The organism is Pseudoduganella aquatica (assembly GCF_020865585.1).
In the GTDB taxonomy this organism is placed as follows: domain Bacteria; phylum Pseudomonadota; class Gammaproteobacteria; order Burkholderiales; family Burkholderiaceae_D; genus Rugamonas; species Rugamonas aquatica_A.
In genome coordinates, this window is sequence record NZ_CP086370.1 from 6,605,303 (window position 1) to 6,624,402 (window position 19,100).

Here is a 19,100-nt window from a genome sequence, read left to right on the forward strand (position 1 = left end):
GGAGTCTATATCGTCCCTGTTATCAGTATCGCTATTGGTATCCCTTTAGGTGCCACACACTCCGACCACTAAGCCGGCTGGCGTGCGCTGCATCCAGCTGGCCGACGATATGCGCTGCAAGATTTTCGGCCAGCCCGAGCGCCCCGCCTTCTGCGCCGGCCTGCAGCCGGCCGCCGACATGTGCGGCGGCAGCCGCGAGCACGCCATGGTATGGCTGGCCGACCTGGAGCGCGCTACCGCGCCCTGAGCGGGATTACTGGCCGCGCGGGCCTTTGTCGGCGCCCTTGTGGTCCTTCTGGCCGTCGTTCTTGTGGCGGCCCGCCACTTCGGCTTCCTCGGCGCGCTGCTGGTTCTTGGCCGCTTCCTGCTGCGCTTGCTGCGCCTCGCGCTGCTGCTGTTCGCGCGGATCGTTGCTGTGCTTGCTCATGACTATCTCCTCTGGTGAGTGAACAACCACCTTACGCCCCCGCCGCCAGGCACACCGTGCGCTGGCGAACAGAGGCGGAGACAGCGCCGCGCCTCAGCTGAAGCCCGCCACCGGATGCGGCACATAGGCCGATTCCAGCAGCGCCAGCTCCTCCTTGGTGAGCCGCACTTTCAGCGCCTGCACTGCGTCGTCCACGTGCGAGAACTTGGCGGCGCCGATGATGGGCGCGGTCACCACGGACTTCTGCAGCACCCACGCCAGCGCCACCTGCGCGCGCGGGATGCCGCGCGCCTCGGCCACCTGCTTCACGCGCTCGGCCACGAGCCGGTCCGACGCTTCGGTGGCGGTGTACATCTCCTTGGCCACCAGGTCGGTGTCGGAACGCTTGCTGGCTTCGGCCCAGTCGCGCGTGAGACGCCCGCGCGCCATCGGGCTCCACGGGATCACGCCTATGCCTTCGGCTGCGCACAGCGGCAGCATCTCGCGCTCCTCCTCGCGGTTGATCAGGTTGAGCTGGTTCTGCATGGTGGCGAAGCGCGTCCAGCCGTGCCGCTCTGCCGTGTACAGCGCCTTGGCGAACTGCCAGGCATACATGGACGACGCGCCGATGTAGCGCGCCTTGCCGGCCTTGACGATGTCGTGCAGCGCCTCCAGCGTTTCCTCGATGGGCGTGCCGTAGTCCCAGCGGTGGATCTGGTACAGGTCCACATAGTCCGTGCCCAGGCGGCGCAGGCTGTTGTCGATTTCGGCCATCAGCGCCTTGCGCGACAGTCCACGCTGGTTCGGGCCTTTACCTTGCGGGAAGTAGACCTTGGTGGCGATGACCACTTCTTCGCGGCGGGCGAAGTCGCGCAGCGCGCGGCCGACGATTTCCTCGCTGGTGCCGTCCGAATAGGAATTGGCCGTGTCGAAGAAGTTGATGCCCGCTTCCAGCGCGTGGCGGATCACGGGGCGGCTCTGTTCCTCGTCCAGCGTCCACTCATGGCTGCCCCGGTCGGGTACGCCGTAAGTCATGCAGCCCAGCGCCAGGCGCGATACTTTCAGGCCGGTGCGGCCGAGATTCACATAGTCCATCAAGTTCTCCCATGATCTGAAGGGACACTATAGCGCGGCAAACCCATTGTATCTATATCATGCATGGTAAAACAGAAACCACCATGAGTTGTAAGTGAGGACGTATGAGAGGAATCGAACTTCGGCAACTGCGCTATTTCTCGCTGGTGGCGAAAGAGCTGCACTTCCGGCGCGCGGCGGAACTGGCCTTCGTCACCCAGCCAGCACTAAGCCAGCAGATCGCCAAGCTGGAGCAGACCGTGGGCGTGGAACTGCTGCGCCGCGACCGGCGCGGCGTGGAGCTGACCCCGGCCGGCGTGGTGCTGCGCGATGAACTCGACACCATGTTCGACCAGATGGAGCGCGCCCTGCGCCTCACGCGCGAGGCCGGCCATTACCGCAGCTGCGCCTTGTCCATCGGCCTGGTGGAATACACCAACCTGGTGTTCATTCCGCCCGCGCTGATACGGCTGCAGGCGCTGTACCCCAATATGCGCGTGCAGCGCCACGAGATGAGCTCCGTGCTGCAGGCGGACGCGCTGCAGAAGCACAGCATCGACGTGGGCTTCGGCGTGCAGGTGGCGCCGCTGCCGGAGGACGGCAGCCTGCTGGCCCAGCCCATCTTCGATTCCAGCTGGGCCGTGCTGGTGCGCGAGGACGCGCCGCTGGCCGCGCGCGCCAGCGTGACGGTGGACGACTTGCGCAGCGAGCGCCTCATCATGTTCGAGCGCGGCGTGAACACGGTGCTGTACGACCGCATGGTGGACGCCTGCCGCGAGCGCGGCTTTACGCCCAACTTCGTGTACCAGACTTCGCAGGCCCAGATGGGCATGTCGCTAGTGAGCCAGGGCATGGGCACCATGGTGGGCACCACCTATGTGTTCTCGGCGCCGCCGGCCGGGCTGGTGGTGCTGCCGGTGGCGGACATGCCGCCGCTGCAGGTTCAGGTGTTTTCCCGCAGCGGCGAGGACCGTCCGCTGATCCTGGAGTTTATCGAGCTGGTTGCGGCTGAAGCCCGCCGCGCCCAGCTTGATCTTGCTGCGCGAAGCTGACCGCCACCGCCAGCACGGTCGCCGCGATGCCCAGCGCGGACACGCCATGCCACGCCCACAAGCTCCACACCCAGGCCGTGAGGCCGGACATGACCGCCGCGCCGATGAAGATGCCGAGGATGTAGATGGTGCTGACGCGGCCGCGGATATCCTGTCCCAGATGGTAAATCATGGTCTGGTTGGACACGTGGGACGCCGTCACTCCCAGGTCCAGCAGCAGCACGCCCACCACCAGTCCCGCCAGGTGCTGGCCGAACAGCGCCATCACCACCCACGCCAACAGCGCCGAGCCGGTGCCCAGGCGCACCGCGAAGACCGGGCCGCGCTTGTCCGCCACCTTGCCGAAGAGGGGCGCGGCAAAGGCGCCGGCCGCGCCGATCACGCCGAACAGGCCCGCCACGTCGCTGCCCATGTGGAAGCGCGGCGTCTCCAGGTAAAACACCAGCGAAATCCAGAAGGCGTTGAAAGCGCCGAACACCAGGCCCTGGCGCGCCGCCGCGTAGCGCACCACCGGCTGCTGGCGGAACACGGTCCAGATGGACGCCAGCAGGCGCGGATAGCTCAAATCGCTGCGCGGCACGGTGGGCGGCAGGCGCCAGGCCAGCAGCGCCGTCATGAACAGCATCAGCGCGGCGGCGATCCAGTACACCGTGCGCCAGTCCGTGTAATGCCCAATATAGCCGCTGGCCGTGCGCGCCAACAGGATGCCAGCGAAGATACCGCGCGCCAGCAGCCCAGTGACGTGGCCGCGCTGCTCATGGCTCACGATCTTGGCCGCGTAAGCCGGCAGCAGATAAGGCGTAATGGTGGTCACGCCCATCAGCGCGCTGGCCCAAGTGAGCGAGGGCGCGGACGGCGCCAGCGCCACCAGCACCAGCGCGCCCACATGCGCGCTGATCATGGCGAGTATCAGCTTGCGGTCATTGACAATATCGCCCAGCGGCAGGAACAGCAGCGCGCCGATGGCGATGCCGATCTGCGTGAACATGGGCAGCGCGCCCGCATGGGCTTCCGACACGCCCAGCGAGCGGCCGATGTCGCCCAGCAGCGGCTGCGCGTAGTAGCCGCTGGCGATGGACACGCCGCACACCAGCGCCAGCAGCGTAATCAAACCTTTCGGTACTTCCTTGGTATTCATGACGACCTCCTGCTTTGTTGATGGCAGGAGTATGGAATTGCCGCAGGTTTACATCCAATTCGTCTTTCCCCGCCCTGTGATAAGCCATGCTTATCAGCCGCAAGGTACAATGCGCACCGCGCCCGATTCGGGCCATGGCGAACGCGGCCGGGCGTGGTAAGCTTCGACGCCCTTTCCCCATCACTTGCTATTACGACAAACATGGACATCACACTCGCGTTGCAGGCCTTCATCATGGGCCTGGTTGAAGGCTTTACCGAATTCCTGCCGATTTCCTCCACCGGCCACCTGATCCTGGCCGGCAGCCTGCTCAACTTCGTGGGCGAAAAAGTGAAAGTGTTCGAGATCGTGATCCAGACCGGCGCCATCGTCGCCGTCATGTGGGAATACCGGGTGCGCCTGGCCACGGTATTGAGCGGCATGTTCAGCGACGCCAAGGCGCAGCGCTTCATCATCAACCTGATCATCGGCTTCCTGCCGGCCGCCATCCTCGGCTTCCTGTTCAACAAAGCCATCAAGGCGCATCTGTTCTCGCCCATCCCGGTGGCCAGCGCCTTCATCGTGGGCGGCTTCATCATCCTGTGGGTGGAAAAGCGTGCCAAGGCCAATCCGGCCGCCGTGCGGGTGGAAAGCGTGGACGACATGAGCGCGCTGGACGCGCTGAAAGTGGGCTGCGCCCAGGCCTTCGCGCTCATCCCCGGCACCAGCCGCTCCGGCGCCACCATCATCGGCGGCATGATGTTCGGCCTGTCGCGCAAGGCGGCCACGGAATTTTCCTTCTTCCTCGCCATTCCCCTGCTGCTCTCGGCCACGGTATACTCGCTGTACAAGGAACGCGCGCTGCTGTCGGCGGCCGACTTGCCGATGTTCGGCGTCGGCATGCTGGCCGCCTTCGTGTCGGCCTTCCTCTGCGTGCGCTGGTTGTTGCGCTATATCAGTTCGCACGACTTCACAATTTTTGCGTGGTACCGCATCATATTCGGGTTGGTGGTCATTGCCACCGCCTATTCCGGCCTCGTAGTGTGGGCCGACTAAGTTAATAAATGACCAATCAGGACACCAGCGAACGCGCCCTCAACCTCCTCCAGACCGTCTTCGGCTACCCAGCCTTTCGCGGCCAGCAGGGGGAAATTGTCGACCATGTCAGCAAGGGCGGCGACGCGCTGGTCCTGATGCCCACCGGCGGCGGCAAGTCGCTGTGCTACCAGATTCCCGCGCTGGTGCGCGACGGCGTGGGCGTGGTGATCTCGCCGCTGATCGCCTTGATGCAGGACCAGGTGGACGCGCTGGCCGAAGTCGGCGTGCGCGCCGCCTTCCTGAACTCCACCCAGACCTACGAAGAGGCCAGCCGCATCGAGCGCCTGGTGCGCACCGGCCAGATCGACCTGGTCTACGTGGCGCCGGAACGGCTGATGACGCAGCGCTGCTTCGAGCTGCTGCAGGCGTCCAATATCGCGCTGTTCGCCATCGACGAAGCGCACTGCGTATCGCAATGGGGCCACGATTTCCGGCCCGAGTACATCAAGCTGTCCATCCTGCACGAGCAGTTCCCCAACGTGCCGCGCATCGCGCTCACGGCCACGGCGGACCACCAGACCCGCGCCGAGATCGTGCAACGCCTGCAGCTGGAGGACGCGGCGCAGTTCGTGTCCTCCTTCGACCGTCCCAACATCCGCTACCAGATCGTGGAAAAGGCCAACGGCCGCAAGCAGCTGCTGGACTTCATCACCGCAGAACACGGCAACGACTCCGGCATCGTCTACTGCCTGTCGCGCAAAAAGGTCGAAGAAACGGCCGAGATGCTCAACGAGAACGGCGTGCGCGCCATGGCCTACCACGCCGGCATGGAACACGCCAAGCGCGCCGCCAACCAGGCCCGCTTCCTGCGCGAGGACAACATCGTCATGGTCGCCACCATCGCCTTCGGCATGGGCATCGACAAGCCGGACGTGCGCTTCGTATGCCACCTGGACCTGCCCAAATCGATCGAAGGCTACTACCAGGAGACCGGCCGCGCCGGCCGCGACGGCCTGCCCGCCAGCGCCTGGATGGCCTACGGCCTGCAGGACGTGGTGCTGCAGCGGCGCATGATAGACGAATCGGAGGCCGACGAAACCTTCAAGCGCGTGCTCGGCACCAAGCTGGACGCCATGCTCGGCCTGTGCGAAACGCTGAGCTGCCGGCGCGTGCGGCTGCTCGAATATTTCGGCGAACAGGCCACGCCCTGCGGCAACTGCGACACCTGTTTGATCCCACCGGTGAGCTTCGACGGCACGGTGCCGGTGCAAAAGCTGCTGTCGGCCATCTACCGCGTCGACCAGCGTTTCGCGGCAGGGCACGTGATCGAAGTGCTGCGCGGCGTGGAAACGGAACGCATCAAGACCTGGCACCACGACAGCCTGTCCGTGTTCGGCATAGGCGCCGACCGCAGCGAGCAGGAATGGCGCGCCATCCTGCGCCAAGTGATCGCGCTCGGGCTGGTGACGGTGGACCACGAACAGTACAGCTCCCTCAAGCTGACCGACGCCGCGCGGCCGGTGCTCAAGGGCGGGCAGAAAGTGCAGCTGCGGCAGTACCAGAAGCCGGTCAAGCAGAAACGTTCCACGGCGGCGGCGGCCAAGGGCTATGCCGAGACCGAGCTGTCCGGCAAAGAGCAGACCATCTTCGACAAGCTGCGCTGGTGGCGGGTGGAGACGGCGCGCGCGCACAGCGTGCCGGCGTATGTGATCTTCGTCGACGCCACCCTGCGCGAAATCGCCAAGGCGCAGCCGACGTCGCTGGACGACCTGCGCGGAATCAGTGGCGTGGGCGAGAAAAAGCTCGCCTCCTACGGCGAAGAGATCGTCGCGCTGATCGCAGAAATGCTATAGGAAAGGTAGGGCGGGTTAGCGCAGCGTAACCCGCCAAGCTGGCGGCGCGGTGGCGCCGGCGGGTTACGCTGCGCTAACCCGCCCTACGCCGCGACGATCTGGCGGTAACGCCCGGGTGGCGCGCCCACCGCCGCACGGAAGCGGTGGCTGAAATGGCTCAGATCCGCGTACCCGCAAGCATCGGCCACCTGCTGCAAAGGCAGGCCGGTTGATTTGAGCATGCTGCGCGCCCGGTCCAGGCGGCGCTGCGCCACCCAGGCCGACGGCGGTATGCCGAAGGACAGCTTGAACATGCGCGCCAGGTGGAACTCGGACATGCAAGCCACCTGCGCCAGCATGCCCAGCGTGATCGGCTCGGCCAGATGCGCATCGATAAACTCCGCCAGCCTGCGCCGCACCACAGGCGCCAGCCCGCCGCGCAGGCGCGCGCCCGGGTCTATCATCGACTGCGACTTCAGCAGCTCGCTCAAGGTGGCGTGCGTGATCTCGTTCGCACGCAGCAGCGCATCGGCGCCCTCCCACGGCGCGGCCACCAGCTGCTCGCACAGCTGCACCAGGCGCGGGTCCTCGAAATAGGTGCGGTCGGCCAGGGTCAGCTCGCGCGGTTCGCGGTCCAGCTCCATCACCGCCCGCTGCGTAAAATGCTCCGGCATGAAATACACATGCAGCAAGCGCAGCTTATCGCGCACCAGCCAGTGCGACTCATGCCAGTCCGGCAGCGTGCAAAGCCGCTTCGGCGCCCCATACTGCCCCGGCGCCACGCCCGCCCCGCCGCGTTCGGTGCGATAGCCCCCTCCCAGATAGCACGAGAACGTATGGTGCCCCGGCTGCAAGTAAGCGGTCACCGCCTCATCCGTCTCCCGCTGCCAGATCGCCGCCGCCAGGCCATCCCCCAGCCAGGCGAAACGCTCCAGGGTCGCATCGGTATGCGACATGGTCTTGAACACCGCGTGAGAAAAAGTAGCCATCCGAAAAGTCTAGCACGCCCCCGCCATCCGCCCCCGCCCCCTCACAAAAATGCGCAAGATCAGACAATTCCCACAAGCGACCTGAGCCGCATTCACCCCACTTCGGGGTCTGACCCCAAATTGGGTGGAATGCGGCTCAGGTCGCTTGAATTTTGCGCAAGCGAAGACAAGCGGCGGGGGCGCGCTGGCGGCATGATGCATACTCGTTTTCAACCGGGCTTTGCCATGAACGCTATTCTGTATCTGCTGACCGTCCTGATCTGGGGCACTACCTGGATCGCCATCAAATTCCAGCTCGGCGTGGTGCCGGCGCCGGTGTCCATCGCTTACCGCTTCTGGATCGCGGCGGCGGTGCTGCTGCTGGTGCTGTTTGCCATGCGCAAGAAGGTGTGGCCGCCGCGCGCGGCCTGGCGCTACCTAGCGGCGCAGGGCGTGGCGCTGTTTTGCTGTAATTTCCTGTGCTTTTATTACGCCAGCCAGTGGGTGCCCAGCGGCCTGGTGGCCGTGGTGTTTTCCACCGCGCCGATCTGGAACGCGCTCAACGGCCGCCTCTTCCTCGGCCGCGCGCTGCGCCAGCAGGTGGTGGGCGGCGCGCTGCTGGGATTGTGCGGCATCGCCCTGCTGTTCCTGCCGCAGATGCAGGGCCACTGGCGCGACGGCGGCATGCTGGCCGGCCTGGGTCTGGCCCTGCTGGGCACGCTCTGCTTTTCCACCGGCAACCTGCTGTCCAGCCGCATGCAGGCGCTCGGCCTGGCGCCGTGGCTGACCAATGTGTGGGCCATGATGATAGGCGCCGCCATCCTCACCCTGGGCTCGCTGGCCTTGGGCATGCCGTTCACCTGGGAGCCGGGCGCGCGCTACACGGCCTCGCTGCTTTACCTCGCCATTCCCGGCTCGGTCATCGCCTTCACCGCCTACCTGATGCTGGTCGGCCGCATCGGACCTGACCGCGCGGCCTATTCCACAGTATTATTCCCCATCGTGGCGCTGAGCGCGTCCACCATCTTTGAGGGCTACCACTGGACCGCGCTGGCGTTGTGCGGCCTGGCGCTGGTCCTGGCGGGCAACTTGCTGGCCTTCATGCCGTCCTGGCCTGCGCTGGGGCGCACGGAGGCCCGCGCTAAATAGGCAGACTAGGAGAACACATGCATGCGACCGGATTCGCCCTGATTTGTTTGCTGCTGCCGGCATGGGCGCACGCCGCCCCGGCGGACACGGTCTACCGCAACGGCTACATCTACACGGTGGATGCGCAGGACAGCGTGCAGCAGGCGCTGGCCGTGCGCGATGGCCGTATCGTCTACGTCGGCGACAACGCCGGCGCGCAAGCCCACACCGGCGGCCAGACCCGCGTGATCGACCTGCAGGGCCGCATGGTGATGCCCGGCCTGGTGGACGGCCATATGCACCCGCAGTCCGGCGGCTCGCGCCTGCTCAACTGCAGCCTCGATTACATGCCGCTGACGGTGCCGCAGTTCCAGGCCCGCATCCAGGCCTGCCTGGACAAGGAAAAGAACGCGAGCCCCAAGCGCTGGCTGCGGGTGGTGAACTGGTTCCAGCAAGGCATGCTGCCGGACGGCGTGGACATGAGCAGCGCCGCGCTGGACAGCCTGAAAACCAGCCGCCCCATCGTCGTGCGCTCGTCCTTCGGCCACTCAGCCCTGCTCAACTCGCGCGCCATGGCGCTGGCCGGCGTCACCCGCCGCACGCCCGATCCCGAGGGCGGCAAGATCGCGCGCGACGCCGCCGGCAAGGCCACCGGCATCCTGGAAGACGCGGCGCAGGACATGGTGAGCAAGTTCATGCCCGTGCTCACGCCCAAGGAAAACCTGGCCGCCTCCACCGCCGCACTGGACGCCATGCGCAAGCAGGGCATCACCACCTTCCTCGACGCCTATACCGATCCCGAAACACTGACCGCCTTCTCGCAGCTGCAAAAACAGGGCAAGCTCACCGCGCGCGCCCACTTCGCAGTGCTGATCGATCCGAAGGACGCCATATCCGGCAAGGCTTTCAAGGAACTGCGCCAGCTGGCCAAACAGTTCGACCAGGGCGCCACCCGCATCGAGCCGTCCATGCAGGTACGCCACGCCAAGCTGTTCATGGACGGCGTGATCGCCGCACCCGCGCTCACCGGCGCCATGCTGGCGCCCTACTACACCAACCAGGGAACGCCGCAGCAGCCGCACTGGGCGCCGGGTCCGAGCAAGGGACCGGACAGCTACTTCACGCCCGCGCTGCTGCGCTCCACGCTGTCCAGACTGGCCAAGGCCCACGTCGATCCCCACATCCACGTGGACGGCGACGGCGCCGTGCGCGACACGCTCAACGCGCTGCAAGCACTGCGCGCCACGCCGGAGGGCAAGGATGTCCGTCCCGCCCTGGCCCACGACGAGATCGTGGACCCGGCCGACTTCCCGCGCTTCAAGCAGCTCGACGCCACGGCGGTGCTGTCCTTCCAGTGGGCCAAGCCCGCGCCGGACACGGTGGGCGCGCTGAAGGAGTACATGGGCAAGGAGCGCTACGCCATCGTCGAGCCGCAGTCGCTGCTGCTGGACGCGGGCGCGCGCATCGCCTACGGCAGCGACTGGCCGGTCGATCCATTGGACATGTGGTTCGCGCTGAAAGTAGGCGTGACCCGCACCGCCGCAAAGGACGCAGGCCCCGAATACGCAGGCCGCCTGGGCGACGCGCCCGGCATGCCGCGCGCAGCGGTACTGCGCGCCATCACCATGAACGCGGCGTACACCCTGAGGCAGGAAAAGGAGGTGGGATCGCTGGAGGTGGGCAAGCTGGCCGACCTCATCGTCCTGGACCGGAACTTCATGGAAGTCCCGGCCGAGGACATCGCCAACACCAGGGTATTGCAAACCGTGGTGGGCGGGAAGATAGTGTACGGGCTTACTTCTTGGTGAAGACCAGGTCCCATACGCCGTGGCCCAGCTTCAGGCCGCGGTTTTCAAACTTGGTCAGCGGGCGGTAGGCCGGCTGCGGCGCGTAGCCTTCGGCCGTGTTCTGCAGGCCGGGCTCGGCGCTCAGCACTTCCAGCATCTGCACCGCATAGTCTTCCCAGTCGGTGGCCAGGTGGAGATAACCGCCCACTTCCAGCTTTTGCACCAGGTGCTGCACAAACGGCGACTGGATCAGGCGGCGCTTGTTGTGGCGCGCCTTGTGCCATGGGTCCGGGAAGTAGATATGCACGCCATGCAGCGAGCCGTCCGGGATCATGTGGTTCAGCACTTCCACCGCATCGTGCTGGATCGCCTTCAGGTTGCTCAGCTGCTGCTCGCCGATCAGCTTGAGCAAGCTGCCCACGCCCGGCGTATGGACTTCCACGCCGATGAAATCCTTCTCCGGCATCACGCCGGCGATGTGCGCCGTGGTGCCGCCCATGCCGAAGCCGATCTCCAGCACCACCGGCGCCTTGCGGCCGAAGACCTGCGCATAGTCCAGCGGCGCCTTGCTGTACTCGATCAGGAATTTCGGACCCAGCTCCTCCAGCGCGCGCGCTTGCGCGGTGGACAGGCGGCCGGCGCGCGTAACGAAGCTGCGGATGCGGTGTTCGGTCGGGTCATACAGCATGGCGCGTGCCGGGCTGCCCGGATTGTCGTTTGGAGTATCGGAAGACATGTAAAAGTAAGTAAAGAGGCCAAGCTGCTGGCAAATTCTAAGGACGATCCGCCATTATACGTGACCTCCACCCGCGCGCCCCAGCCTGCGATAATACGGCTTTGACCGACTAGCCACCTCCGACGATGACCGACGCAATCCTTCTTGCCATCATGGCACTGTCCCTGGCCGCCATGTATCTGCTGCTGAAAAAAGGCTTCCGTCCCGCCGCGCCGCCCGCAGCCAGGGCGCCCGGCCCGGCCTACGTCCCCGCGCAGCCGGGCGCGCCGGTCAAGCACTGGTCCGACGGTGGCCGCATGCTGACCGAAGTGCTGGCCGAATCGCGCTACCAGGCCACGGTGCGCGAGCTGGCGGGAGAACATGGCGACCAGGGCGCCGACACCCGCTTGCAGGCCGTGCTGGCGGTGGACCCGCTCAACCCCTACGACGACAAGCCGGTGGCGGTGTTCGTGGCCGGCCGCATGACGGGCTATCTGTCGCCCAAGGACGCGCAAACCTTCCGCGAAATCCAGCGCCGCGAGGAAATCGACGGCCAGCCGGTCTCATGCGATGCAGCAATACGCGGCGGCTCAGTTTGGCAGGGCAAGCATTTGGCGTATGCTGTGTGGCTGGACATGGACCTGTCCCGTTGAACGAATTCTTATCAGAGTGACACGCAATGACTACCGTTACCATTAATTTCAGCCAGGCTACGCTCAGCACGCTGGAAACCTATCGCGCCACGCATACGCCGCTGACGCTGGCGGGCGAGTTCGACAAGCTCATCAAGGCCGGCTACAACTTCAGCTCCACCCACGCCGTCTACACCGGCGGCTCGCTGGCGGGGCCGGACGGCTACCTCGACTATCCGGACGGCAGCTTCCAGACCTTCTCCGGCCTGGTCAACACCACGCCCGGCGCGGCCAGCGGCACCTTCTCGGCCGGCTCGCTGGAAGACCACATCTCGGGCAACTACCGCCTGGTGTACGACGGCCAGCTCAATTTCGGCTACAGCACCTCCGCCAGCAACGGCCTGCTGCTCAGCAACAAGGGCGGCACCATCAACACGCTCACGCTGCAGCAGCTCATCACCGCCGGCACAGCCGGCTACGACAACACCATCGGCAACACCGTGCTGAAAGCGCACGGCAGCGTGACCAGCAGCGACGGCAACCTGTTCTCCGGCGTGGTGGACACCCTCACGCGCACCACCGAACTGTTTGAAGAAGGCGGCCGCATCACGGGCGACTTCACCGTGTCCGGCAACTCCACCGCCATCGGCCAGGGCAGCGCCAGCACCGCATTCGGCGGCACGCTCAGCTCCTACGCCCAGTACTACACCGACGGCAGCTCGGCCCAGATCAGCGCGGCGGCCATCGCAGTCACCGGCAGCACGGTCGCCAACGAACAGCAGCTGCTGGCCAACGCCGCCAACTTCGGCGGCGACGACTCCATCGCCGTGACCCTGCCCGCCATCGTCAACACCAACTGGCTGATCGCCTCCGGCGCCGGCGACGACCGCATCAGCATCACCGGCGGCGGCGCGCGCCTGTCGGTCGACGCGGGCAACGGCAAAGACATCATCGTCATGAACGACTACGGCCACGCCATCGACGGCGGCGCCGGCATCGACACGGCCGTCTTCGCAGGCAACCGCGCCACCTACGCCGTCACCGGCGCGGGCGGCGGCTTCAGCGTGAGCGCAGCAGCCGGCGGCAGCGCCAACACCCTGATCAACGTCGAACGCATCCAGTTCGCCGACGGCGGCCTCGCGCTGGACGTCAACGGCAGCGCGGGCCAGCTTTACCGCCTGTACCAGAGCGCCTTCAACCGCGCCCCGGACGCCGCCGGCGCCGGCTTCTGGCTCACCGCCCTGGACAACGGCACCACGCTGAAACAGATCATCGGCGGCTTTTCCACCGCCCAGGAGTTCATCAATCTGTACGGCGTCAACACCAATTTCGACACGCTGGTCACCGCGCTCTACGTCAACGCCCTGGACCGCCAGCCGGAAGCGGCAGGCAAAGCATATTGGATCAATGCGCTGGAACACGGATTGAGCGTGGTGGATATGGTGTTGGAGTTTTCCGAGAGCCCGGAAAGCCATACGCTGAACGCAGGCCTGATCGCCAACGGCTTTGCGTACACGCCGTATGGCTAGGAGAGTGTGGAGCGGGTGAAGATATCTTACGCAGCGCTCCATGCTTGCAGGCGCATTGCACACTCGGCTTTAGGCAGCCTTGCATTTGCTGCCAACATGGCCGTCAGGCTCGCATGCGCCTGATGGGGTGATATCAGATCAAGCTCAACCAATTGATCAAGCAGCCACATCGCACCATGCACCTGCAAGCCATCTTTTTCCGCCTGCTTACGCAGTTGGCCATCGCCCGTCAGCAACGGAAAACCGGTCTGCTTTGCCAAGTGGTAGCAAGAGACATCGGCTAAAGAGCTATTGTTGTGCAAAGCCTTTAATGCTGTCAGCCCAACAATGGAGACCTCGTCCAATTCAACAACCTGCAGGCCGCTAGCGACCAGATCGCCATGGTCAAAGTCGTTCAGTTCATTCAGCACAAAGTCCGTGCAGCACAATGAAAATGGAAGCGTGAACAACGCTTCCAGCAGCCCAGCGTGGCGAAAATCAATCCAGATATTCGTATCGCTGATGTAGACGGCGTTCATCCGAGCACTTGCGCTCCGTAGCCTTTGGCATCAAGCGCACTGATAGGTAGCTGAAGGAATTCAGCTGCTCTTGATAACGTGAAGAATTCTTCTGCCAGCCCCCGGTACACCAGCGATTCAAACCGTCTTGGGCGTTCGGCCTCCAGCGCTTCCGGTTCGTTCTTCCGCCAGCCGTTTGCGTTGATCGTAATCACCAAGGCTCTATATCCCGCCTCGCTCAACAAGCCGAGGTCTTTCATGCGATACATCGCGACTTGCATCGAAACGCCGTACAGTGCTTTCGCATTCAGCAATTCCTGCGGATGCACTCTCGAACGCTGAACATCGCCGAACTCAGCACGAACCTGAGCGGCGGGGAACAAAAAGGCCCCCGCAAAGCGATGGCAGCAACGCTCCTTGGTTTTTTCAGGCATGGATGACGGCAGATCCATCACCCAGTGGCCCAACTCATGCGCCGCAGTAAAACGCATTCTTTCGCCTGGACGCGACGCATTCAAGGAGATGAGCACATGCTGCTCATCATTGGTAGCAGCGCACGCCCCATCAAAATCGTCCGCGCCGTCCAGGAGCACAATTTTGAATCCATTGTTCTCTAGCAAATCGACAAGGTTGGCTATTGCATCCCCTCCGACCCGCCACTCTTGCCTCAGCTGCTCCGCAGCCTGCTCTGCCTCCTCCACCGAAGTGACGAGGATGGATTGAGCAGACGCGACCCCAATCTTGAGCGAACCGCCGAAACAGTCCTCCAGCGAAATGTACCGCTCCAAATGATCGCGCATCTGTTCGCGAACTTGTTCCTGACGGTATTTAGGCATTTTCGCCAGTTTCCTGAACTCCAGCGGAGCAAGAGCGAATGACTCCAGCCGGAAGAAGTATTCCGGTTTCACCTCCAATGCCTTGGCCAGTTTCAGAAGCCTAGCTGAGTTCGGTGCACTTTGCCCGCTTTCAAACTTGCTCAGCGCCTGTTTGCTGATGTCGCCCATCCGCTCAGCAACAGCGTCCAAGCTGAGCCCTCGCGACACACGCGCCCGGCGAATTCGTTCGTTGATTTTTGCTTGGCTCATGGTTGACAAATTACGTAAACAATCCATGGTTGTCAACCAACCTCACACGCGGGCGCAGGACGAACTATGACAAACACCACGCGCTGCGGCGATAACGTTCGGATTGCAAAGCGATCTACGCCAACCGGCGAAGGCTTTTTCAATGAGCGAAATGGGAAAGGCAAAACAAGACAGGGGTTACGAAGTAGCGGAGATGATTGAAAGCACTCTTTTTCCCTATGGAGCGGGTGAAGGGGATCGAACCCTCGTCGTAAGCTTGGGAAGCTTCTGCTCTACCATTGAGCTACACCCGCATGCCGTGCATTCTACGCGGCTTGGCCAGCAGTTGGCAAATCCGCAAGCGGCCCCGTGTGATGAGATGCCGTCGCTGCGGTTTTACCTTACTGCTTTATCCAGGGTTTGCACTATCGCTTGCTGAAATTTTTCCGGCTCGTCGTGATGGATCTGATGGCCTGAATTTTCAAATGCGAACAGCCCCTTCTTCGGCGCCCGCAGAATCTCGAAGTACTCTTTCGTGATCCTGGTGGACGTCTGGATGTCGTTCTTGCCTACGAAAAAATAGACCGGGCAATCGACCTGCTTCAAGGTCCGGGGCAAGTCAACGGCCATGACCTGGTTCCACACCGGCGACCAGACTTTGGACCACTGCAGGAAGCCGTTTCTGAACTCGTTGCTGGTCACGTACTTTTTGCCTTCCTTGTAGAACAGCCACTTCCTCAAGTAGAACAGATCTTCATCCGTCTTAAATGGGATGTTGACGCTGGCCAGCTCTTTGCTCGCATCGGCGTTGTCGGCGAAAGTCACCTTCAGCGCTTGCAGCAGTTCCTGCTCGCTGGCCAGCTGGCTGACTACGGGGTTCACCGCAAAATACGCATGCAGGAGACCAGGGTGTTTGCGGACGATGTCAAATCCTAGAACGTTGCCCCAGGAGCTGCCCAGCAGGTAGATTTTTTCCTGCTTCAACTCTTTTCGGACGAACTCGATCACCTCGTAGGTGTCGCTCTCCATCTGCGCCAAAGTGGGTTGGGTGGGCGATGGATTCAGTTTCAAGGTCTTGCCGGCGTCCCGCTGGTCCCATTGGACAAGGGTGAATCTGTCTTTCAGGATGTTGGTGAAAGCGCTGGAGGTGTTCATCATGGAACTTCCAGGGCCGCCGGACAAGAACAGCAGCACCGGCTTGCTCGTATCGTTCGTCTTGATTTCCACAACCTGCTTGATACCGCCAATTTCCGGGGTGAGCAGCGTAGCCGCGCTTTGCGCGTGGCAGGCATGGAATGGAAGTAGGACCGCAAACAGAAATGCGGCGACGCTGCTTTTTTTCATCGTGGAATCCCAAATTGACAATCGCTGCATTCTACTCGGCTTTTTGCACCTTGTTGCCAATTTCACAATGATTCTGTGCTCATCATCACATTCTCTCTCAGCACTGCAACCTATACTGCCCCAGTTCTCGCGGTGCCGCGCGGCGTCATCGCTGAGTCATAAGGGGAAGCCATGTACGCAGCAAACATAGGGATCGCGATAGGACTGGCATGTGCACTGGCGGGTTGCGGCGGCGGCCAGTCCGCCTCCGCGCCGCCGCCCGCGCCGGCCAATATCGCACCAACAGCAAGTGCCGGCCCCGCGCAGGCCGTCGGGCTCGGCACTACCGTCAAGCTCGACGGCAGCGGCAGCAGCGACGCCAATGGCGACGCCCTCACCTTTAACTGGACGCTGAGCGCGAAACCCGCCGGCAGCAGTGCCGTGCTGGCCGCAGCCACCACCGCGCTGCCGACGCTGACGCCGGATATCGGCGGCAGCTACAGCGTCAGCCTGGTCGTCAGCGACGGCAAGGCCAGCAGCAGCGCGGCCACGGTGACGATTACCGCCACGCCGCCAACAGATCCCACCTACCGCCTGGCCGGCGGCGCTGCCAGCACCGTCTCCAGCGGCGCCGCCATCAGCCTCGGCCTGCCATCCTGGCGCCTGGCCAACGGCGACAAGCTCAGCTATTCTTGGACGCTCGGCAGCAAGCCGGCCGGCAGCAACGCTACGCTGGCGTCGGCCAACGCGGCGCAGGCGAGTCTCACGCCCGACGTACCCGGCGCCTACACCGCCAGCCTGGTTGTCTCGGACGGCAAGCGCCTGAGCGTGCCGGCGACGACGACCATCACTGCAATGGATGCCGCCGCGTTCACGGGTTTTGTCAAAACGGTGAACCGGGGTCCCTGCAACAACTTCGCGAGCGACCTCTACCTGGTCGATGGCAAGTATGTGTTCTCCAATGTCGCCGGTAGCTGCAGCGACGCGAGCTATGCCGCTGCATTGCACGGCCTCACACCCGAGCAGCTCCTGTGCAGCGCGGCAGACTCTATTGGCGGAGTGTATCGCCGCTGTCCCGACGCCAGCATTGCGCCCCTTTTCGACACCCTGTTCGCCAATCGCAACGCCCGCAGCCTGGGCCTCGACAGCACCCACCAGGTCAGCAAATTCATCAAGCCCGAGCCGGTGCCGGACGGCGCCAAGGACGTCCCCTTCACCGTCATCGACGAGGGCCAGTCGCAGCGGCGCGAGTCTGCCCCTGCCAGCGCCGTCGCGCGCAGCGATGCGGAGTGGACCGCGCTATGGCAGGCCCACATGGGCAGCGCAGGCCCCGCTACCCCGCCGCCCGTAGACTTCAGCAAGAAGACCGTGCTGGCGCTGTATTACCAGCAGCTCGGGTCTTGCCTGGCAACCAGCATCACCAGCGTGTATTTACTTGGCAATACGCTCGTGGTTGAATACGCGACCAAGTACATTTCGGCTCCCGGTGATCCCTGCCTCGCTTACGCCTATTCCGCAGCAGAGCTGGTCTCCATCGACAAGCCCGCCGATCCGAATGTGCAAATCGTGTTTCAGCAAAAAAAGCTGGCCTTCTAAGGCCCCAGAGCATCCGAGTAATCTTCAGCCAAGGATTTTGAATGACACCGCTTTCGCTCCGTAGCGCCGCCCTGGCACTGTCCATCTCCTGCGCCTTCGCCGCACCGCACGCCGCCGCCCAGCAGGCCGCAGCAGCCGACCCGGTGGCGCAGCTGGTCAATCAGCTGGAGCTGGAGAAGTACAAGGCCACCATCAAGAGCCTGACCCGCTTCGGCGACCGGCGCCAGGGCACGGAGCGCAACCGTCAGGCGCTGGACTGGATCGAGGCGCAGCTGAAGTCCTACGGCTGCAGCAACACCGAGCGCCTGCAGTACCAGTTCACCGAGCCGGCGGTGCGCGGCAAGCCGGCCGTGCAGGCGGGCGGCGGCGCGGGCGGGCCGCCCGGCCAGGGCGGCAGCACGCTGTTCGGCAAGCGCGCGCCCACCGGCGTGAACAACGATCCCCTGCTGCAGCCGGACGAGCGCCTGCGCGCGCTCAACGCCGAGCAGACCCCAATCGGCACCTCGCTGCGCGAGAACGTCTATTGCACCAAGGTGGGCAGCACCCATCCGGAGGAAATGTATATCGTCAGCGCCCACATGGATGGCATCGGCTTCGGCGAGGCGGCCAATGACGACGGCTCCGGCACCGCGCTGGTGATGGAACTGGCGCGCATCTTCAGTGCGCCCGGCGTGGAGACCGGCCGCTCGATCCGCTTCGTGCTGTGGAATAACGAGGAAACCGGCCTGAACGGCGCTGCGGCCTATGTCGCCCAGCGCCAGCATTTGCAGGGCGTGGAGTCGCCCAAGGGTTCGGGCCGCTATCCCGAGCCCAAGTGGCTGGGCATGATCCAGCACGACATGATGCTGTTCGACCACGGCATGCCGGTGCCCAAGCTGGACGCGGCGGGCAAGCCGGTGCTGGACGCCAAGGGCCAGCCGGTGTACGCGCCGCCCAAGGAGCAGCGCGCCGAGGCCGACGTGAATATCGAGTACCAGGCACAGTCCAGGCAGGCGGAGGCATCGGCCAAGCTGGCCTGGGCCTTCCGTGCCGCCAACGACAAGTACGCCAGCCACTACCCGGCCGCCGTCGGCTTCCACATGACCAATACCGACTCAACGCCCTTCATGGATGTGGCGCCGTCGATTTCGCTGCGCGAGAACGAGCGCGGCCAGCAGATCGGCGCGGGTTGGAATCCGCACTGGCACCAGCCCACCGACCTGTACGCCAACTATTCGGACAAGGATTTCCTGCTCGGCCTGAACGCGGCGCAAACCACGCTGGCCGGGGTGGCGCAGCTGGCCGGGGTGCAGATCCGCAAGCCCTGAGTGGTCCCCGGGGCGCAGACCGTATTTTATGCGCG

General features: G+C 64.2%; 18 protein-coding genes and 1 tRNA gene. 10 read left to right on the plus strand and 9 right to left on the minus strand.

Going from position 1 to position 19,100, the window contains the following annotated elements:
• Nucleotides 1–82: 82 nt before the first annotated feature.
• Nucleotides 83–247, plus strand: a complete 165-nt coding sequence (locus KT882_RS29475) for a Fe-S-cluster oxidoreductase (RefSeq protein ID WP_321170312.1) — start codon at nucleotides 83–85, stop codon at nucleotides 245–247.
• A 6-nt stretch (nucleotides 248–253) separates the two neighbouring features.
• Here the strand turns inward: KT882_RS29475 and KT882_RS29480 are convergent, their stop codons facing one another.
• Nucleotides 254–427 carry a hypothetical protein gene (locus tag KT882_RS29480; RefSeq protein ID WP_161070942.1) on the minus strand — a complete coding sequence of 58 codons (174 nt, stop codon included), beginning with the start codon at nucleotides 425–427 and terminating at the stop codon, nucleotides 254–256.
• 93 nt (nucleotides 428–520) lie between these two features.
• The gene (locus KT882_RS29485) at nucleotides 521–1,501 is read right to left on the minus strand and encodes an aldo/keto reductase (protein ID WP_161070943.1); all 981 of its coding nucleotides are present in this window, start codon (nucleotides 1,499–1,501) and stop codon (nucleotides 521–523) included.
• A 104-nt stretch (nucleotides 1,502–1,605) separates the two neighbouring features.
• Between KT882_RS29485 and KT882_RS29490 the strand changes: the two genes are divergently transcribed.
• Nucleotides 1,606–2,532: a LysR family transcriptional regulator gene (locus KT882_RS29490; protein WP_161070944.1), complete on the plus strand. Its 927-nt coding sequence runs from the start codon at nucleotides 1,606–1,608 to the stop codon at nucleotides 2,530–2,532.
• Here the strand turns inward: KT882_RS29490 and KT882_RS29495 are convergent.
• Complete coding sequence (locus KT882_RS29495) at nucleotides 2,471–3,670, minus strand: MFS transporter (protein ID WP_228893987.1); 1,200 nt, start codon at nucleotides 3,668–3,670, stop codon at nucleotides 2,471–2,473. The genes KT882_RS29490 and KT882_RS29495 overlap by 62 nt on opposite strands.
• 201 nt (nucleotides 3,671–3,871) lie before the next feature.
• Here KT882_RS29495 and KT882_RS29500 point away from each other — a divergent pair, with 201 nt between their 5' ends.
• Nucleotides 3,872–4,705 carry an undecaprenyl-diphosphate phosphatase gene (locus KT882_RS29500; protein WP_161070946.1) on the plus strand — a complete coding sequence of 278 codons (834 nt, stop codon included), beginning with the start codon at nucleotides 3,872–3,874 and terminating at the stop codon, nucleotides 4,703–4,705.
• Between the two features lie 8 nt (nucleotides 4,706–4,713).
• Nucleotides 4,714–6,540, plus strand: coding sequence for a DNA helicase RecQ (recQ, locus tag KT882_RS29505; RefSeq protein WP_161070947.1), 1,827 nt, complete (start codon nucleotides 4,714–4,716; stop codon nucleotides 6,538–6,540).
• A gap of 83 nt (nucleotides 6,541–6,623) precedes the next feature.
• On the opposite strand, the gene KT882_RS29510 is transcribed toward recQ, so the two are convergent.
• Nucleotides 6,624–7,508 carry an AraC family transcriptional regulator gene (locus KT882_RS29510; RefSeq protein WP_161070948.1) on the minus strand — a complete coding sequence of 295 codons (885 nt, stop codon included), beginning with the start codon at nucleotides 7,506–7,508 and terminating at the stop codon, nucleotides 6,624–6,626.
• A gap of 225 nt (nucleotides 7,509–7,733) precedes the next feature.
• Between KT882_RS29510 and KT882_RS29515 the strand changes: the two genes are divergently transcribed.
• Both KT882_RS29515 and KT882_RS29520 read left to right on the plus strand, forming a co-directional pair.
• Nucleotides 7,734–8,636 carry a DMT family transporter gene (locus tag KT882_RS29515; protein ID WP_161070949.1) on the plus strand — a complete coding sequence of 301 codons (903 nt, stop codon included), beginning with the start codon at nucleotides 7,734–7,736 and terminating at the stop codon, nucleotides 8,634–8,636.
• A gap of 17 nt (nucleotides 8,637–8,653) precedes the next feature.
• Nucleotides 8,654–10,423 (plus strand): amidohydrolase, encoded by a 1,770-nt coding sequence (locus KT882_RS29520; RefSeq protein ID WP_228893988.1) that lies wholly within the window; start codon nucleotides 8,654–8,656, stop codon nucleotides 10,421–10,423.
• Here the strand turns inward: KT882_RS29520 and trmB are convergent.
• The gene (gene trmB, locus KT882_RS29525) at nucleotides 10,410–11,090 is read right to left on the minus strand and encodes a tRNA (guanosine(46)-N7)-methyltransferase TrmB (protein ID WP_161071110.1); all 681 of its coding nucleotides are present in this window, start codon (nucleotides 11,088–11,090) and stop codon (nucleotides 10,410–10,412) included. The genes KT882_RS29520 and trmB overlap by 14 nt on opposite strands.
• Before the next feature lie 200 nt (nucleotides 11,091–11,290).
• On the opposite strand from trmB, the gene KT882_RS29530 reads away from it, so the two are divergent.
• Together KT882_RS29530 and KT882_RS29535 are read left to right on the plus strand one after the other, a co-directional pair.
• Nucleotides 11,291–11,770 (plus strand): hypothetical protein, encoded by a 480-nt coding sequence (locus KT882_RS29530; RefSeq protein ID WP_228893989.1) that lies wholly within the window; start codon nucleotides 11,291–11,293, stop codon nucleotides 11,768–11,770.
• A gap of 26 nt (nucleotides 11,771–11,796) precedes the next feature.
• Nucleotides 11,797–13,278, plus strand: a complete 1,482-nt coding sequence (locus tag KT882_RS29535) for a DUF4214 domain-containing protein (protein ID WP_228893990.1) — start codon at nucleotides 11,797–11,799, stop codon at nucleotides 13,276–13,278.
• A 26-nt stretch (nucleotides 13,279–13,304) separates the two neighbouring features.
• On the opposite strand, the gene KT882_RS29540 is transcribed toward KT882_RS29535, so the two are convergent.
• From KT882_RS29540 to KT882_RS29555, 4 genes are all read right to left on the minus strand, one after another.
• Nucleotides 13,305–13,796: a PIN domain-containing protein gene (locus tag KT882_RS29540; protein WP_228893991.1), complete on the minus strand. Its 492-nt coding sequence runs from the start codon at nucleotides 13,794–13,796 to the stop codon at nucleotides 13,305–13,307.
• A complete protein-coding gene (locus KT882_RS29545; protein WP_228893992.1) occupies nucleotides 13,793–14,860 on the minus strand; it encodes a helix-turn-helix domain-containing protein in 1,068 nt (355 codons plus the stop codon). Before KT882_RS29545 ends, KT882_RS29540 begins: the two co-directional genes overlap by 4 nt.
• A 219-nt stretch (nucleotides 14,861–15,079) precedes the next feature.
• A tRNA-Gly gene (locus KT882_RS29550) sits at nucleotides 15,080–15,153 on the minus strand.
• 82 nt (nucleotides 15,154–15,235) lie between these two features.
• On the minus strand, nucleotides 15,236–16,183 hold the full coding sequence (locus KT882_RS29555; protein ID WP_228893993.1) for an alpha/beta fold hydrolase: 948 nt from the start codon (nucleotides 16,181–16,183) through the stop codon (nucleotides 15,236–15,238).
• Nucleotides 16,184–16,354: 171 nt separating this feature from the next.
• On the opposite strand from KT882_RS29555, the gene KT882_RS29560 reads away from it, so the two are divergent.
• Nucleotides 16,355–17,758 carry a PKD domain-containing protein gene (locus tag KT882_RS29560; RefSeq protein WP_228893994.1) on the plus strand — a complete coding sequence of 468 codons (1,404 nt, stop codon included), beginning with the start codon at nucleotides 16,355–16,357 and terminating at the stop codon, nucleotides 17,756–17,758.
• 41 nt (nucleotides 17,759–17,799) lie between these two features.
• On the plus strand, nucleotides 17,800–19,065 hold the full coding sequence (locus KT882_RS29565) for a M28 family metallopeptidase (RefSeq protein WP_228893995.1): 1,266 nt from the start codon (nucleotides 17,800–17,802) through the stop codon (nucleotides 19,063–19,065).
• The last annotated feature ends 35 nt before the right edge of the window (nucleotides 19,066–19,100 follow it).

Excerpts from the sequence above, each read along its gene's own strand:
- KT882_RS29535 (WP_228893990.1), top strand. The coding sequence starts at position 11,797 with ATGACTACCGTTACCATTAATTTCAGCCAGGCTACGCTCAGCACGCTG.
- KT882_RS29495 (WP_228893987.1), bottom strand. The coding sequence starts at position 3,670 with ATGAATACCAAGGAAGTACCGAAAGGTTTGATTACGCTGCTGGCGCTG.
- KT882_RS29490 (WP_161070944.1), top strand. The coding sequence starts at position 1,606 with ATGAGAGGAATCGAACTTCGGCAACTGCGCTATTTCTCGCTGGTGGCG.
- KT882_RS29560 (WP_228893994.1), top strand. The coding sequence starts at position 16,355 with ATGTACGCAGCAAACATAGGGATCGCGATAGGACTGGCATGTGCACTG.
- KT882_RS29520 (WP_228893988.1), top strand. The coding sequence starts at position 8,654 with ATGCATGCGACCGGATTCGCCCTGATTTGTTTGCTGCTGCCGGCATGG.
- KT882_RS29480 (WP_161070942.1), bottom strand. The coding sequence starts at position 427 with ATGAGCAAGCACAGCAACGATCCGCGCGAACAGCAGCAGCGCGAGGCG.
- KT882_RS29530 (WP_228893989.1), top strand. The coding sequence starts at position 11,291 with ATGGCACTGTCCCTGGCCGCCATGTATCTGCTGCTGAAAAAAGGCTTC.
- KT882_RS29540 (WP_228893991.1), bottom strand. The coding sequence starts at position 13,796 with ATGAACGCCGTCTACATCAGCGATACGAATATCTGGATTGATTTTCGC.
- KT882_RS29565 (WP_228893995.1), top strand. The coding sequence starts at position 17,800 with ATGACACCGCTTTCGCTCCGTAGCGCCGCCCTGGCACTGTCCATCTCC.
- KT882_RS29510 (WP_161070948.1), bottom strand. The coding sequence starts at position 7,508 with ATGGCTACTTTTTCTCACGCGGTGTTCAAGACCATGTCGCATACCGAT.
- KT882_RS29555 (WP_228893993.1), bottom strand. The coding sequence starts at position 16,183 with ATGAAAAAAAGCAGCGTCGCCGCATTTCTGTTTGCGGTCCTACTTCCA.
- trmB (WP_161071110.1), bottom strand. The coding sequence starts at position 11,090 with ATGCTGTATGACCCGACCGAACACCGCATCCGCAGCTTCGTTACGCGC.
- KT882_RS29545 (WP_228893992.1), bottom strand. The coding sequence starts at position 14,860 with ATGAGCCAAGCAAAAATCAACGAACGAATTCGCCGGGCGCGTGTGTCG.
- KT882_RS29515 (WP_161070949.1), top strand. The coding sequence starts at position 7,734 with ATGAACGCTATTCTGTATCTGCTGACCGTCCTGATCTGGGGCACTACC.
- KT882_RS29485 (WP_161070943.1), bottom strand. The coding sequence starts at position 1,501 with ATGGACTATGTGAATCTCGGCCGCACCGGCCTGAAAGTATCGCGCCTG.
- KT882_RS29500 (WP_161070946.1), top strand. The coding sequence starts at position 3,872 with ATGGACATCACACTCGCGTTGCAGGCCTTCATCATGGGCCTGGTTGAA.
- recQ (WP_161070947.1), top strand. The coding sequence starts at position 4,714 with ATGACCAATCAGGACACCAGCGAACGCGCCCTCAACCTCCTCCAGACC.